This is a genomic window from Pseudomonas sp. Pseusp11, assembly GCF_047304405.1.
Lineage (GTDB): Bacteria > Pseudomonadota > Gammaproteobacteria > Pseudomonadales > Pseudomonadaceae > Aquipseudomonas.
In genome coordinates this window covers 197185-212123 of record NZ_JBGLZF010000003.1, presented here as the reverse complement: position 1 = coordinate 212123, position 14939 = coordinate 197185, and the positions used below count along the sequence as shown (strand labels likewise).

The 14939-nt window shown below is 61.0% G+C and carries 13 protein-coding genes; 5 read left to right on the top strand and 8 right to left on the bottom strand.

Features of this window, described 5'->3' with window-relative positions:
* Positions 1-23: 23 nt before the first annotated feature.
* From ACCC96_RS03695 to ACCC96_RS03685, 3 genes are all read right to left on the bottom strand, one after another.
* Positions 24-1127, bottom strand: coding sequence for an extracellular solute-binding protein (locus ACCC96_RS03695; RefSeq protein WP_258672554.1), 1104 nt, complete (start codon positions 1125-1127; stop codon positions 24-26).
* Between the two features lie 218 nt (positions 1128-1345).
* Positions 1346-2794 carry an aldehyde dehydrogenase family protein gene (locus ACCC96_RS03690; protein ID WP_413695023.1) on the bottom strand — a complete coding sequence of 483 codons (1449 nt, stop codon included), beginning with the start codon at positions 2792-2794 and terminating at the stop codon, positions 1346-1348.
* An 8-nt stretch (positions 2795-2802) separates the two neighbouring features.
* On the bottom strand, positions 2803-4440 hold the full coding sequence (locus tag ACCC96_RS03685) for a 5-guanidino-2-oxopentanoate decarboxylase (protein WP_413695022.1): 1638 nt from the start codon (positions 4438-4440) through the stop codon (positions 2803-2805).
* 159 nt (positions 4441-4599) lie between these two features.
* Here ACCC96_RS03685 and ACCC96_RS03680 point away from each other — a divergent pair, with 159 nt between their 5' ends.
* Complete coding sequence (locus ACCC96_RS03680; RefSeq protein ID WP_413695021.1) at positions 4600-5481, top strand: LysR substrate-binding domain-containing protein; 882 nt, start codon at positions 4600-4602, stop codon at positions 5479-5481.
* Between the two features lie 166 nt (positions 5482-5647).
* Here ACCC96_RS03680 and ACCC96_RS03675 read toward each other — a convergent pair whose 3' ends face one another.
* On the bottom strand, positions 5648-6262 hold the full coding sequence (locus tag ACCC96_RS03675; protein WP_258672549.1) for an NAD(P)-dependent oxidoreductase: 615 nt from the start codon (positions 6260-6262) through the stop codon (positions 5648-5650).
* A 208-nt stretch (positions 6263-6470) separates the two neighbouring features.
* Positions 6471-7352 (bottom strand): MBL fold metallo-hydrolase, encoded by an 882-nt coding sequence (locus ACCC96_RS03670; protein ID WP_413695020.1) that lies wholly within the window; start codon positions 7350-7352, stop codon positions 6471-6473.
* 114 nt (positions 7353-7466) lie between these two features.
* Between ACCC96_RS03670 and ACCC96_RS03665 the strand changes: the two genes are divergently transcribed.
* A complete protein-coding gene (locus ACCC96_RS03665; protein ID WP_413695019.1) occupies positions 7467-8372 on the top strand; it encodes a LysR family transcriptional regulator in 906 nt (301 codons plus the stop codon).
* A gap of 49 nt (positions 8373-8421) precedes the next feature.
* Positions 8422-8643, top strand: a complete 222-nt coding sequence (locus tag ACCC96_RS03660) for a hypothetical protein (RefSeq protein WP_019651388.1) — start codon at positions 8422-8424, stop codon at positions 8641-8643.
* A gap of 133 nt (positions 8644-8776) precedes the next feature.
* On the opposite strand, the gene ACCC96_RS03655 is transcribed toward ACCC96_RS03660, so the two are convergent.
* Entirely contained in the window at positions 8777-9688 is a 912-nt protein-coding gene (locus tag ACCC96_RS03655; protein WP_413695018.1) for a helix-turn-helix domain-containing protein, read from the bottom strand.
* A gap of 179 nt (positions 9689-9867) precedes the next feature.
* Between ACCC96_RS03655 and pobA the strand changes: the two genes are divergently transcribed.
* Positions 9868-11061, top strand: a complete 1194-nt coding sequence (gene pobA / locus ACCC96_RS03650) for a 4-hydroxybenzoate 3-monooxygenase (protein ID WP_413695017.1) — start codon at positions 9868-9870, stop codon at positions 11059-11061.
* Between the two features lie 78 nt (positions 11062-11139).
* Positions 11140-12657: an MDR family MFS transporter gene (locus ACCC96_RS03645; protein ID WP_413695016.1), complete on the top strand. Its 1518-nt coding sequence runs from the start codon at positions 11140-11142 to the stop codon at positions 12655-12657.
* A gap of 248 nt (positions 12658-12905) precedes the next feature.
* On the opposite strand, the gene ACCC96_RS03640 is transcribed toward ACCC96_RS03645, so the two are convergent.
* Positions 12906-13775 (bottom strand): ATPase, encoded by an 870-nt coding sequence (locus ACCC96_RS03640; RefSeq protein WP_258672544.1) that lies wholly within the window; start codon positions 13773-13775, stop codon positions 12906-12908.
* A 116-nt stretch (positions 13776-13891) separates the two neighbouring features.
* Complete coding sequence (locus tag ACCC96_RS03635; protein ID WP_230174919.1) at positions 13892-14884, bottom strand: NAD-dependent epimerase/dehydratase family protein; 993 nt, start codon at positions 14882-14884, stop codon at positions 13892-13894.
* Between the last annotated feature and the right edge of the window lie 55 nt (positions 14885-14939).

The following is a 14939-nucleotide window of genomic DNA, read 5'->3' as shown; positions in this document are numbered from 1 at the left end:
AATGAATCTTCAAACCGCAGAAATCAGGAAGAAAAGATTTCCGTGTAACGACGAATCCATTGGTCATGCACGGTGGCCAGGAAGGCGTTGTCGTGCATGATCGCCTTCTCGGCAATCTGCTCCGGCGTAAGGATGTACGGGCTCTTGCGGGCTTCGGCGGAGATGATCGCCTTGGCGTTGACCGGACCGTTGTAGATGTCTTCGGCCATCTTGCCCTGCACCAGCGGGTCCAGAGAGTGGTTGATGAAGGCGTAGGCCAGGTCGGTATCGCCCGGACGATTCTTCGGCATCACCGAGAGCATCAGGTCGGTGTAGAAACCTTCCTTCATGCCGAACGTGGCGCCCAGACCGTAGGCCGGGTCGCGGATCTGTTTCGGGAAAAACGCCGGCGCGTACAAGCCGCCCATGTCCAGGGACCCGGTGCGGAACAGCTCGGCGATCTGGTTCGGGTTTTCACCCAGGGTCACCACGCGGCTCTTGAGCTCGGCGAGTTTCTTGAAGCCTGGCTCGATGTTGTGTTCGTCACCACCGGCCAGTTTGGCGGCGATGATGATCAGGTCCATGGCCTCGGTCCAGTTCGGCGGCGGCAGGAAAATGTTCGGGGCCAGGTCGGCGTCCCACATCGCGGCGTAGCTGTCCGGAGCTTCTTTCTGGGTACGGGTGCTGTAGACGAGGCTGTTGCACCACAGCAGGTAACCGATACCGTGGCCGTTGGCGCCGGTGCGGTATTTCTCCGGTACATCCACCAGGTTGGGGATGCGGTTGAGGTCGGGTTTTTCCAGCAGGTTGGCGGCGGCCAGACCTTCGGCGCCGACGCCGGCCAGGGTGATGATGTCGTACTGCGGACGATCACCGCCGGCCTTGAGTTTGGCGACCATTTCCGAGGTGCTGCCGGTGCGGTCAGCGATGACCTTGCAGCCGTACTTGTCTTCGAAGGTGGCCGCGATATTGCGCAGTGCTGCAAGGCCAGTGTCATCGGACCAGGTCAGCAGGCGCAGGGTCTTGCCTGCAAAGCGCGTGTCGCTGGCGTTGGCCTTGATGAACGGCATGCTCATGGCTGCCGCGGCAACCGAGGCCACGCCCACGGTTTTGATGAATTGACGTCTGTTCAGATCGTGCTCGCCCATGAAGGACTCCCTTTGTTTTTTTAAGTATGAGGTTGGTCGCAACCGTTGCATCCGCGCGGCCAGTTCGGCTTGAAGTCCCCGGTTTCAAAGGACTTGAGCTTGACCGGCGGGTTCATCCTGAGGTCGTGCAAAACACCTGACTATCGATAAAAACTCATTGAAGCCATGACGCTGGCGCATGCCTCATCAAGAGGCATGCGCTCACTGTTTTCGTGCTGTCAGACGGCCCGAATCACGTGCTTGATTTCCTGGAACGCCTGCAAACCCCACGGCCCCAATTCGCGGCCGATGCTGCTCTGTTTGTAGCCACCCCAAGCGGTCTGCGGAAAGATCACCTGCGGCGCGTTGATCCACACAAGCCCCGCCTGCAAAGCGTTGGCGACCCGATCGGCGGCCTCGCTGTCGCGCGTAACCACACTGGCGACCAGGCCGAACTGGCTGTCGTTGGCCAGGGCAATCGCCTCGGCTTCAGAGATGAAACTGCGCACACAGATCACCGGGCCGAAAATCTCTTCGCACCACAACGCACTGTCGAGGGGCGCGTCGATGAAAATAGTCGGCTGCAAAAAATAGCCGCGCGACAGGTCCGCCGGACGATTGCCGCCGCAGATCAACTTCGCGCCAGCGCTCAAACCGCGATCGATGTGGCCCAGCACCCGCTGGTATTGCGCCTGATTGACCAGTGCGCCCATTTCCACGTTCGGGTCAAACGGGTCGGCCACGCGAATGGCCTCGGCACGGGCCTTCAATCGCGCGACAAATTCATCCGCCAACTCATCGGCGACCAGCACGCGACTGGTTGCGGAACACATCTGCCCGGCGTTGAAGAAACCGCCGCCACAGGCCACTTCCACCGCCAGCTCGATGTCGGCATCGGCGAGCACCAGCAGTGAGGATTTGCCGCCCAGTTCCAGGCTCACGCCTTTCACCGTTTCCGCCGCCCGCTGCATCACCTGCACGCCCACCGCGTTGCTGCCGGTGAAGGAAATCTTGGCGATGCGCGGGTCAGCCGACAGCGGTGCGCCAACGGCAAGGCCGGTGCCGCAGACCAGGTTGAACACACCGTTTGGCACACCGGCCTCGGCAATGATCGTCGCCAGTTCCAGCTCCGGCAGCGGCGTCACTTCAGACGGTTTGAGCACCACGCAGCAACCGGCGGCCAGGGCCGGGGCGAGTTTCCAGGCGGTGGTGACCATCGGGAAATTCCACGGCACGATCAGCCCCACCACACCGCACGGTTCGCGGCGCAAACGGGCGCTGAAATCGTCGCTCGGCAGTTCCACTTTGCTGTCTTGCCTGGCATCGAGCCCTTCGGCCAGCCCGGCGTAATACTCGAAGGTGGCGATCACGTCGTCGACGTCGATGGCCGCTTCGAACAGCGGTTTGCCGTTGTTGCTCGACTGCAACTTCATCAACTGTTCGCGCCCGGCCTGCACGCCTGCGGCGATTCTGCGCAGGATCGCCCCGCGCTCGGCACCGGTGGTTTTCGACCATTGCTGAAAAGCGTTGGCCGCAGCGGTGACGGCCTGATCGACAGCCTGTGCATCGCCGCCGTTAACGGTGGTCAGCAGGGCTTCGGTCGCCGGGTTGATCACGCGCAGATGTTCATTGCCAGCGGACCATTGGCCATCGATGAACAGGCCGTCAAGGGTCGTCGGAAAGGTCATGGGAACACTCATTGCGACACCGCCTTCATCCACTGGGTCTGGTCGATTTCAATCAGGGTCGGGCCCTGACGATCGGTGGCCAGGCGCAACGCATCACGCAATCCGTCAACACTGCTGACCGCTTCGGCCGCGCAGCCCAGCGCTTTGGCCACACCAATGAAATCGGGGGTGTAGATGTCCACGCCCACCGGCTCGATGGCGCGGTTGACCATGTATTTCTTGATCTCTTCGTAGCCCTGGTTATTCCACAGCAACACGATCACCGGCGTGCGGGCTTCCACCGCGCTGGCCAGTTCCGGCAGGGTGAATTGCAGGCCTCCGTCGCCGATCAGGCACACCACTGGAGGGCGTGCGCCGCCTTCGACGCTGCCACCGAGCCAGGCGCCAATTGCCGCCGGCAAGGCGTAACCGAGGGTGCCGTAGCCGGTGGACGAGTTGAACCAGCGACGCGGACGCTCCGGGTTGAAGGTCAGGTTGCCGGTGTACACCGGTTGGGTCGAATCGCCGACGAACACCGCGTTCGGCAATTCGTACAGCACGGTTTCCAGGAAGCGGGTCTGGGCCAGGGTCGGGGCGTCCCAGGTCGCGGCGAGCTCTTCTCGCAAGCGAGCGGCGCGCACTTGGCCCCAGTCGTTGCGGCGCTCGGCCAGCGACTTGTGGGACAGCGCGCTCAGCAGGGCCTGGGCGGCATTGCGCGAGTCGGCCACCAACGCGACCTTCGGCGGGTAATTACGCACGGTCTGGTCTGGGTCGATGTCCACGCGCAGCAGCACGCCCGGGATTTCGAAGCCGCCGGCGAAGGTGACGTCGTAATCGGTTTCGGCCAGTTCGGTACCGATGGCCAGCACCACGTCGGCCTCGGCCACCAGCGCACGGGTGGCCACCAGGCTTTGGGTCGAACCGATCAGCAATGGGTGGCTGGATTCGAGCATGCCTTTGGCATTGATGGTCAAGGCCACTGGCGCATCCAGCAGCTCGGCCAGTTCAGTCAGCTCGGCCGCCGCATCGATGGCGCCGCCACCAGCGAGAATCAATGGGCGTTTGGCACCGGCCAGCAGGTCGGTCATGCGGCTGATCGCGCTGGGCGAAGCACCGGCACGATCGATGTTCACCGGCACGCTGGCGAGCAAGTCATCGGCCTCTTCGACCAGCACGTCCAACGGGATTTCGATGTGCACCGGACGCGGGCGACCGGCCTGGAACAGCGCGAAGGCCCGCGCCAACACGCCCGGCAATTCCGCCGCCGACATCAAGGTATGGGAGAACGCCGCCACGCCGCCGACCAGTGCGCTCTGGTTCGGCAGCTCATGCAGCTTGCCGCGCCCACCGCCCAATTGGCTGCGCGATTGCACGCTGGAGATCACCAGCATCGGGATCGAGTCGGCGTAAGCCTGGCCCATGGCGGTGGTGATGTTGGTCATGCCAGGGCCGGTGATGATGAAGCACACGCCCGGTTTGCCGCTGGTGCGGGCATAGCCGTCGGCCATGAACCCGGCGCCCTGTTCGTGACGTGGAGTGACGTGGTTGATGCTCGAACGGGCCAGCCCGCGATACAGCTCCACGGTATGCACCCCGGGAATGCCGAACACCTGCTCGACCCCGTAATCTTCGAGTAACTTGACCAATACTTCGCCGCACGTCGCCATGTGTTTGCCCTTTTTGTTCGTTTGAGACGCCGGGCCTGCGCAGTGTTTATGATGGATTGGCAGGCCCGGGAATGGCCTCATTGGAACGGGCGACACGTAGCCGCAACAATGGATAAAAAGTCATACTAGCCATGTCCTCACGTCATACCTTGGATCCCAATGAAACGACTGCCTCCCCTGCCGGCGTTGCACACTTTTCTGATCACCGCGCAGTGCTGCAACTTCACCCGGGCCGCCGAACAGCTGCACATCACCCAAGGCGCGGTGAGTCGGCAGATCGCCGGGCTGGAAGATCATCTGGGTTATGAGCTCTTCATTCGCCAGGCGCGGGGCTTGAGCCTGACCGCCGAAGGACGTGAGTGGTTGCCACGGGTGCAGCAGATTTTCGGCCTGATCGACGAGGCCGTGGAGCAGATCGGCGAGAAGCGCGAAACCTTGCAACTGAAAGCGCCGACCTGCGTGATGCGCTGGCTGTTGCCGCGCCTGTTGCAGTGGCAAAAGGAACGCCCGGATGTGCCGGTGGAATTGACCACCACGGTGAAACACGGCGTGGATTTTCATCGTGAACAATTCGACGCGGCGGTGATGTATGGCCCGCCGCCGGAGAGCTCACTGGCCTCCCATCATTTGTTCGATGAGCAACTGACGCCTGTGTGTTCCCGACCGATGCTTGAAGGGCCACAGGCCTTGCAGACACCGGCAGACCTGCAACAACACTTGTTGCTGCATCCGACCCGGGATGAGCGGGACTGGAAAGCCTGGTTGAAAGCGGCGGATATTCATCTGAGCAATGTCGGCAAGGGCCAGCACTTCGAAACCCTGGACCTGGCGATGTCGATGGCGTCCCAGGGGACGGGCGTGGCGATTGGCGATTGGTCGTTGATCGGCGATGACCTGAGCGCCGGGCGGCTGGTCATGCCCTTTGATTTGAAGGTGAAAACCGGATTGGCGTATTACCTGGTGTTCCCCGAAAAACCTGCGCCTTCGCCGAAGTTGCGCGAATTGATGGGGTGGTTGGTGGAGCAGGCGCAGGCACGCTGAACCGAAATCGCCCTGTAGCAGCTGGCGCAGCCTGCGTTCGGCTGTGCAGCAGTCGTAAACCCTGTATCCACGGTTATTCTGACACACCGCAGTGTATGGTTTTGCGACTGCTGCGCAGCCGAACGCAGGCTGCGCCAGCTGCTACAAGGGATGTGGTGTTGCGAAGTTAATACCCGACCGTAAACCGCTGGCGGGAATGCTTCGGTGTTTCCACTTCATCCAGCAATGCGATCGCGTAATCGGCAAAGGTAATCCAGCTGCGGCCCTGGGCACTCACCAGCAAGTCATCCTTGCCGACTCGAAACGTGCCCGTACGCTCACCTTCGACAAACTCCGCCGACGGCGACAGGAAGGTCCAGTCCAGGTCTTTTTCCTGACGCAAGGTATTGAGGAACTCGGCACCGGCGCTGGCCTCGGCCTTGTACTCCGGCGGAAAACCTTCGCTGTCGATCACCCGGCTGCCGCCCGGCAGCAACAGCGAACCGGCACCGCCCACCACCAGCAGACGCTTGACCCCGGCCTGCTTCACCGGCTCGATGACGGCGCTGGCGGGGATGGTGGAGAAATGTGCAGCACTGATTACAGCATCATGGCCAGCGACGGCGGCTTGCAAAGCAGCGGCATCGAGCACGTCGACGTTTTTGCTGACGACACCGGCACGCTGGCCGATTTTCGAGGTATCGCGAGCGATGGCGGTGACGCTGTGACCGCGACGCAGGGCTTCTTCCAACAATTGGCTACCGGCACGACCGGTGGCACCGATGATTGCGATTTTGCTCATGACGTTCTCCAGTTGATGTAATTGTGATGTATAGCGTGTGTGTAATCAGCACAACCTTTGTGGCGAGGGAGCTTGCTCCCGCTCGGCTGCGAAGCAGTCGTAAAACCTTCGAATGCGGTTAGCCTGAAGAAATGCGGGGAGTGCTTCGCACTCCAGCGGGAGCAAGCTCCCTCGCCACAAAGGCTTGTTCAGTTTCAGGTCCGCCGGATTACCACTTCATCTCGCCCTTGGCGACTTTGGCGCTCAGCTCGAGCGAGCTTTCTTCGCCCAGGGTCGGGTAGCGTTTTTTCATCGCGCCGATCAGTTCGGCAGCGTCTTTCGCCTTGGCGGTTTCTTCGTCGAAAGCCTTGATGTAATCAGCGGTGAACTGCACAGCTGCCAGAGAGCGAGCGCTCTCACCGAGGTAGTGACCCGGCACGATGGTGTTCGGCTTCAAGGCTTCGATCATGTGCAGCGTCGTCAGCCAATCGGCATGGGACTGCGGGGTCTGGGTGTCAGCCATCCAAACGTGAATGTTTTCGGCGACAACCACGCCACCGACCACTGCCTTGATCGACGGGATCCACACAAAGCTGCGATCCGGCTGCTTGCCATCCAGGCCGAGCACCTGCAGTTTCTGCCCTTCCAACATCAGGCTGTCGCCCTTGAGCACGTGCGGCACGATGGTTTTGTTCGGCACATCGGCGCCCATTTTCGGACCCCAGAACGCCAGTTTGCCGTCGACAGTTTTCTTGATGTGATCAACGGTCGGTCGCGAGGCCAATACTTTGGCCTTCGGGAACGCTTGGGTGATGGTGTCGAGGCCGAAGTAGTAATCCGGGTCACCGTGGCTGATGTAGATGGTGGTCAGTTGCTTGCCGCTGGCGCGGATTTTTTCCACCACTTGTTCGGCCTGGGATTTGCCGAATTGTGCGTCCACCAGAATCGCTTCCTTCTCGCCGCTGACCAGTACCGAGGTCACCGGGAAGATTGCGTTGGTGCCAGGGTTGTAGACGTCCAGGGTCAGGGTCGACGCCGCAGCGGCGTGGGCCGCGAAGCCCAGTGTGGCGGTTGCCAGAAGAATGCGTTTGATTGAAGTGAAGCCGATCATGTGTTGCTCCGTTGTCCGAATGCCGTGCTTGGCGATGGGACAGAGCTTAGTTGCCTGGTTCGATACAAAAAATGCGATGCTTGAACATAGTTTGTTTCTGAAAGCGGGCAAATCATGGATCGTCTACAAGCAATGCGGGTGTTCGTTACGGTGGTGGATCTGGGCAGCCAATCGGCCGCCGCCGATCATCTGGACCTGTCGCGGCCGGTGGTTTCACGGTATCTGGCGGAGCTGGAAGATTGGGTCGGCGCACGCCTGATGCACCGCACCACGCGCAAATTGAGCCTGACCGCCGCTGGCAGTGAAATCCTGCCCCGGTGCCGGCAGATGCTCGATTTATCCAGCGACATGCAAGCCGCCGTCAGCGAGCCGGACGACGCACCGCGCGGCCTGCTGCGGATCAGTGTCAGCACCTCGTTCGGCCAGGCGCAACTGGCCGATGCCATGGCCGCCTACGTCAAACGTTACCCCGGTGTAAGTATCGATCTGCAAATGCTCGACCGCACGGTGAACCTGGTGGATGAGCGCATCGACCTGGCCATCCGCACCAGCAACGACCTGGACCCGAACCTGATCGCCCGGCGGCTGACGGTCTGCCGCTCGGTGATCTGCGCCTCCCCCGATTACCTGCGCGAGCACCCGGCGCCGCAACGGGTCGAAGACCTGAGCCTGCACAATTGCCTGACTCACTCTTACTTCGGCAAAAGCCTCTGGCATTTCGAGCAGGATGGCGAACCGGTCTCGGTGCCGGTGCAGGGCAACATCAGCGCCAACGAAGCCAGCACGCTGTTGCGCGCGGCGATGGCCGGGGCCGGCGTGGCGATGCTGCCCAGTTACCAGGCCGGCGTGCATATCCACAGCGGCGAACTGATCCGCCTGCTGCCCCAGGCCGAGCCCCGGCAGATGAACATCTATGCGGTGTATGCCTCACGCAAGCACATGCCGGTGGCGTTGCGCAGCATGCTGGATTTTCTGGTGCTCAGATTCCCCGAAGAACCGGCGTGGGATGTGGGCCTTTAACCGGAGCGAATGTGGGGCGGTTTTGATGGCAACTCACCGGCGCTGACCTATGCTCAAAACAGTACCCAAGGGTATTCGTTCAGAGGTCAACGCCATGAACATCAAAACAAGAAGATACCTCGCTATTTTCATCACTTGCGCGGCGACGCTGGCGCTGTATGGCACGGCCGCCTGGCGTGTCGAACAGTTGCGAAAAGTGCCCCGTGACTTCGCGAGCTGCAACTTCGAGCGCTGCATCCCCCACAGCGCAAGCCTCAACGCCCTCCGCTGACGAACACCCTGTGGCGAGGGGGCTTGCCCCCGTTGGGTCGCGAAGCGGCCCCAGCATTTCAATGAGAACACCGCATTCACCGAATTACGACTGCTGCGCAGCCGAACGGGGGCAAGCCCCCTCGCCACAGGGGTCAGGCGTCGCTCTTCTGATCGGCAGCGTCCTGATCGGCCTTCAAGCGGTCGCGAAAAGCCTTGGGCGAGATCCCCACCCGACGTCGGAACAAGCGTGTGAAGTTGGTCGGATCGGAAAACCCCAGCACATCGGACATTTCATAAATGGTCATGCTGGTGTAGGTCAGCAAGCGCTTGGCCTCCAGCAACTGACGCTCGTGCATGATCTGCAACGCCGGTTGCCCCGCCAGTTCACGGCACGTGCCGTTGAGGTGGGACACGGAAATCCCCAGCCGATGGGCCAGATCCTCGACCTTGACGTGCTGGCGATAGGTCTCCTCCACCAGCTGGATAAAACCGTTGAGGTATTCCCGGGCACGCTGCGGACGCTGATTGGCAGCACGGCGCTGGATCACCTGACGGCTGACCCACACCATGATCACGCTGACCAGCGAATGCATGAGCATTTCCCGCGCCGGTTGATGGCCGGTGTATTCGCTTTGCAGCGCTGAAAACAGGCTGTTGAGGTACTCGCTGTCCTTGCCCGCCGGGTAGCTTTCGGCTTGGGCCAGGGCATTTACCGAATTGCCCAACTGCGCCTGAAGATGGGCGACCAGCGGCGCGGCCAGGGTGACGACGAACCCTTCGACGTCCTCGGAAAACCGATAACCATGCACCGATAACGGCGGCAGAATGATGATTGCCGGCTCAGCCAATTGTGAGCGTTTCCCTTCGATCTCAAGCTCTGCCTGACCTTTGAAGACGAAGAGCAACTGACACAAATCAGCGTGGCGATGGGGTTTTATTTCCCATTGATGTTCGCGGCTGCGTTTTGAAATGGTTTCACAGTGGAGCAAATCGGGGGTCGGCCAATCCAGGCTTTCACCGTAGAGTTTGAACACCGGAATCGATGGCAGGGCGGGCTTGTTCATCACTTCAATCCAGGCCTCGAAGGTAACGGGGCGATAATCGCACCGATTGGCAGAATGTACAGGTATCGGCTCAGTTTTCACCTTCAATTGACAGACCCGCAAGTGAAAAATGCAAGCACTCGATCCATAAAAATCATCCACCGGCGTTGGTCGCGTGGAGCTTGCGAGTCATAAAAACAATGAAAACACTAAGAACCCAAATCGCCATCATCGGCGCCGGCCCCTCTGGTTTGCTACTCGGCCAATTGCTGCATAACGCCGGCATCGACACCCTGATTCTCGAACGCCAGACCCCGGACTATGTGCTGGGACGCATCCGTGCCGGAGTCCTCGAACAAGGCATGGTAGAGCTGTTGCGTCAGGCCGGAGTGGGCCAGCGCATGGACGCCGAAGGGCTGGTCCACACAGGCTTCGAACTGGCCCTGGACGGGCGCCGGGTACACATCGATCTGCAGGCGCTCACTGGTGGCAATACCGTGATGGTGTATGGCCAGACCGAGGTCACTCGCGACCTGATGGCCGCTCGTCGGGACGCTGGCGCGCAGACCATTTATGCAGCCGGCAACGTCGTCCCCCACGGCATGAAAACCGCTGAACCCTTTGTCACCTTCGACAAGGACGGCGAAACGTATCGACTCGATTGTGACTACATCGCCGGTTGCGACGGTTTCCATGGCGTGGCGCGGCAGTCGATCCCTGCCGACTGCCTGAAGGTGTTCGAGCGGGTGTATCCGTTCGGCTGGCTGGGGATTCTTGCCGACACCCCGCCGGTCCACGAAGAGTTGGTCTACGCGCGGCATGAACGAGGCTTTGCGTTGTGCAGCATGCGTTCGCCGACGCGCACCCGTTATTACCTTCAGGTACCGGCCCAGGATCAGGTCGATGACTGGTCCGACCAACGCTTCTGGGACGAACTCAAATCCCGTCTGCCGGCCGCCCTCGCCGATGTGCTGGTGACCGGCCCGTCGATCGAGAAAAGCATTGCGCCGCTGCGCAGTTTCGTGGTCGAGCCGATGCAGTACGGGCGGATGTTCCTGGTCGGCGACGCCGCGCACATCGTCCCGCCCACCGGGGCCAAAGGCTTGAACCTGGCGGCCAGTGATGTCAGTACATTGTTCAATATTCTGCTGAAGGTTTACCGCGAAGGCCGTGTTGATTTGCTGGAGAAGTATTCCGAAATCTGCCTGCGGCGGGTGTGGAAAGCCGAACGGTTTTCCTGGTGGATGACCTCGATGTTACATCGCTTCGACGAGCACGACGCGTTCAGTCAGCGCATCAGCGAATCGGAGCTGGCCTATTTCGTTGACTCCGAGGCGGGCCGAAAAACCATCGCGGAAAACTACGTCGGCCTTCCATACGAGGCTATCGAATAGGCTCCTATCGACTTACACTGGCGAGCACTCCCGCTCGCCTTGCCTCTTGCGGGTCCATCACTGCCCGCAGGTTTTACCGTGACCAATCTCAACCGGCCTGAAACGCCCAAACCGGCCATTCGCAGCGTGCTGATCGCCCTGATGCTGGCGATCTTTCTGGGTGCGCTGGACCAGACCATCGTCGCTGTGTCGATGCCGGCGATTTCCGCGCAGTTCAAGGACGTCAGCCTGCTGGCCTGGGTCATTTCCGGCTACATGGTGGCGATGACCGTGGCGGTGCCGATCTACGGCAAGCTCGGCGATCTGTATGGCCGCCGCCGGTTGATGCTGTTCGGCATGGGCTTGTTCACCCTGGCTTCATTGTTCTGTGGCATGGCGCAAAGCATGGAGCAACTGGTGCTGGCGCGGATCTTTCAAGGCATCGGTGCCGGCGGAATGATTTCGGTGAGCCAGGCGATCATCGGCGACATCGTTCCACCGCGCGAACGCGGTCGTTATCAGGGTTACTTCAGCAGCATGTACGCGGTGGCCAGCGTGGCCGGCCCGGTACTCGGTGGCTACATGACCGAATACCTGTCCTGGCGCTGGGTGTTTTTGATCAACCTGCCGTTGGGCCTGGGTGCCTGGCTGGTGGCCTACCACACGCTGGTGGGGCTGCCGGTTCCGCAGCGCAAGCCGATCATCGACTACCTCGGTACGTTGCTGATGATCATTGGCCTGACGGCGTTGTTGCTGGGCATCACTCAGGTTGGCCAGGGGCATTCGTGGCGCAGTGCCGAAGTGGCGGGTTTGCTCGGTTGTGCGGTGATGGTGCTGGCGGTGTTCGTCTGGCACGAACGGCGGGCGCGGGAACCGTTGCTGCCGATGCATTTGTTCGCCAACCGCAATGCGATCCTTTGCTGGTGCACGATTTTCTTCACCAGTTTCCAGGCGATCTCCCTGATCGTGCTGATGCCGTTGCGCTTCCAGAGCGTCACCGGCGCCGGGGCCGACAGCGCGGCACTGCACCTGTTGCCGCTGGCCATGGGTTTACCGATAGGCGCCTATTTCGCCGGGCGCCGGACCTCGGTGACCGGTCGTTACAAACCGATGATTTTGACCGGTGCCCTGCTCATGCCATTCTCGATTCTGGGGATGGCATTCAGTGCGCCGCAGGCGTTTCTGCTCAGTAGCCTGTTCATGTTGCTCAGCGGCATCGCCAGCGGCATGCAGTTCCCGACGTCGTTGGTGGGCACGCAAAACTCGGTGGAGCAACGGGACATCGGCGTTGCCACCAGCACCACCAATCTGTTCCGCGCTCTGGGCGGTGCAGTGGGGGTGGCGTTGATGTCGGCACTGTTGTTGGCGTTGTTGCAGGACTCCAGTTTCGCGCACCTGGCCGGCTCGTCGCTGATCGCCGAGGGCCGTTCGGGGAATGTCTTGCTCGATGGTTTGAACGCCGCACCGGGTGACGCGCAAAACGCCTTGCGCGCCGAGTTGCTGCTGACCTTCAGGCATTTGCTGATAGTCAGCGCGGCGGTGTCGCTGCTGGGGCTGGCGGCGGCGATTGCCATGCCAAACAGGATGTTGCGCGGGCGGGAAGACAAGGTTCGATAGAAAGGCCGAGGCTTGCCCGCGAAGACGTCAGCCCGGACACCACTAACGACCTGGCGTTGTGTTGCTTTTTGTGGCGAGGGAGCTTGCTCCCGTTGGGTGGCGTAGCCGCCCCAAACCCATTCACCACCGCTATTCAGATAACCTGCGGTGCCTGATTTGCGACTGCTGCGCAGTCGAGCGGGAGCAAGCTCCCTCGCCACAAAAGCCCCACTCCACAGGCCCACTCCACACAACATCACTGCATCGGGCTATTGAGTCCGGGCGTGCAGCTGTTGTTGCAGGTTCTGGATCTGCGCCTGCAGGGTGTTGATGTTGCGGGTGACCTGGCCGCGGAAGGCATCGAACTCGGCGGTATTGTTGCCACCTTGCGCTGCGGCCGGGCGGTTGTCCTGTTGGCTTTTGAGCACGATCATGTCTTGCTCCAGGCGCTCGACGGCGGCACTCGGGTTACCTTGCCGCTTCAGCGCGGCGATGTCGGCGCCAAGGCTTTTGAGTTGGGCGTCGACCTTGCTGGTATCGGCCGGTGCGCTCTTCAACGCGGCCAGTTCGCCGCTCAAGGCTTTGACCTGGGCCTGCAACTGGGCATTGGCGGCTTGTTGTTCGCTGGCCTGCGTGGTCATTTGCGCCAGGCGCTTGTCCAGATCGGAGGTCTGGCCGAGCACGCCTTGCTGCTGTTTGCTCTGATCCTGGAGTTTGCTTTCCAGCTGTTTGCTCTGGTCCTGGAGCTTGCCTTCCAGTTGTTTTATTTGCAGCTTCAACGCTTCACTGCCGGTGTTGACCGTGGACTGGCTGGCCACGACCTTGCCGGAAATGTCCTGCAAGCGCCCCGCCGCTTCCTCACTGATGCGCGCGAAACTTTCCTGGGTCGCCACCAGTTGTTGTTCCATCAGCGAAATCTGCTGAAAACTCCACCAGGCAAGGCCGGCGAAGGCAAAGAACAACGCGCCGACCAACGCCCACAGCGGGCCGGTGCTCGGGCTTTTGACCTTGACTACCGGTGTGGTGCGCGAATGCACGGAAGTGCGCGCGGTGGTCGGAAAATCATCGTCGTCGAGGCTGTCGGCACGCAGGCTCGGTACATCGTCGAAGTCGTCGTTGGCATCGTTACGCATGGACATTGAGTCAACCTTTGTAAAACGCGGTGATGGCTTGATGCGGCGAAGTATAACCCTCGCTGCCGCACCGGTTGACCCTGAACCCCGAACTCGGTTCAGTAGGGGGCAGCCCTTATGTGTCAGCGAATGTCCTGAGCCTTCCACCAGGCGCAAAATTCATCGAGGGCGGTCCAGAGGCTGACTTTCGGATCGTAGTCCAGATAATGCCGGGCGCGACTGATGTCCAGGGTGAAATTTTTGTTCATTACCTGCATGCCCAGTCGCGACAGGGTCGGCTCCGGACGCCCCGGCCACAACTTGCAAACACCCTCGTTGAGCGCGGCAAGGCTGTAGGCCAAGCCGTAGGAACGGTAACGGGTCACCTGTGGGACATCCATTTTGCGCATCACGTAATTGACCACATCCCACAACGGCACCGGCGCTCCGTTGCTGATGTTGTAGGCCTTGCCCAAGGCCGAACCGCTGGCCAGCAAGCTGCTGAACAACGCCTCATTGAGGTTTTGCACACTGGTGAAGTCAACCTTGTTCAGGCCATTGCCGATAATCGCCAGCCGCCCTTTGCGTTGCATCTTCAGCAACCTGGGGAAAATGCTCATGTCGCCTGCGCCCGTTACGAAACGCGGGCGCAGGGCCAGGGTTTCGAGGCCGAACTCCTGCGCACCGAAAACTTTTTGCTCGGCCAGGTATTTGGTTGCGGCGTAAGGATGCTTGAAGCGCTTGGGCACCTGGTCTTCGGTCAACCCCAGATGATCGCGACCATCGAAGTAAATCGATGGCGACGACAAGTGCACCAGGCGCCGTACCCGTTGTTTCAGGCAGGCCTCGACCACGTTCTCGGTGACCTCGACGTTGCCTTGATGGAAGTCCTGATAGCGCCCCCACAAACCGACAGCGCCGGCGCAATGGACCACGGCTTCGACGTCGGAACACAGGTCGCGCGCCAGTTGCGGGTCGCTCAAGTCGCCCTGGATGAACTCGGCACCACGGCGCACCAAATGCTCGACGCTCTCGGCCCGGCGACCGTTGACCCGCACGTCCAGGCCCTGCTCCAGGGCGAAACGCGCAAAGCGTCCGCCAATGAAGCCGCTTGCGCCGGTGACCAGAATCTTCATGTATTGCTCCGAATATTTCGTTTTGCGTTTTGCATATTGCGTAGGGCGTGAGGTC

What these genes read in the sequence shown, in the direction of transcription:
- ACCC96_RS03655 (WP_413695018.1), bottom strand. Translation starts at nt 9,688, where the DNA reads ATGAACAAGCCCGCCCTGCCATCGATTCCGGTGTTCAAACTCTACGGT.
- ACCC96_RS03695 (WP_258672554.1), bottom strand. Translation starts at nt 1,127, where the DNA reads ATGGGCGAGCACGATCTGAACAGACGTCAATTCATCAAAACCGTGGGC.
- ACCC96_RS03640 (WP_258672544.1), bottom strand. Translation starts at nt 13,775, where the DNA reads ATGTCCATGCGTAACGATGCCAACGACGACTTCGACGATGTACCGAGC.
- pobA (WP_413695017.1), top strand. Translation starts at nt 9,868, where the DNA reads ATGAAAACACTAAGAACCCAAATCGCCATCATCGGCGCCGGCCCCTCT.
- ACCC96_RS03675 (WP_258672549.1), bottom strand. Translation starts at nt 6,262, where the DNA reads ATGAGCAAAATCGCAATCATCGGTGCCACCGGTCGTGCCGGTAGCCAA.
- ACCC96_RS03660 (WP_019651388.1), top strand. Translation starts at nt 8,422, where the DNA reads ATGCTCAAAACAGTACCCAAGGGTATTCGTTCAGAGGTCAACGCCATG.
- ACCC96_RS03685 (WP_413695022.1), bottom strand. Translation starts at nt 4,440, where the DNA reads ATGGCGACGTGCGGCGAAGTATTGGTCAAGTTACTCGAAGATTACGGG.
- ACCC96_RS03670 (WP_413695020.1), bottom strand. Translation starts at nt 7,352, where the DNA reads ATGATCGGCTTCACTTCAATCAAACGCATTCTTCTGGCAACCGCCACA.
- ACCC96_RS03635 (WP_230174919.1), bottom strand. Translation starts at nt 14,884, where the DNA reads ATGAAGATTCTGGTCACCGGCGCAAGCGGCTTCATTGGCGGACGCTTT.
- ACCC96_RS03690 (WP_413695023.1), bottom strand. Translation starts at nt 2,794, where the DNA reads ATGACCTTTCCGACGACCCTTGACGGCCTGTTCATCGATGGCCAATGG.
- ACCC96_RS03680 (WP_413695021.1), top strand. Translation starts at nt 4,600, where the DNA reads ATGAAACGACTGCCTCCCCTGCCGGCGTTGCACACTTTTCTGATCACC.
- ACCC96_RS03665 (WP_413695019.1), top strand. Translation starts at nt 7,467, where the DNA reads ATGGATCGTCTACAAGCAATGCGGGTGTTCGTTACGGTGGTGGATCTG.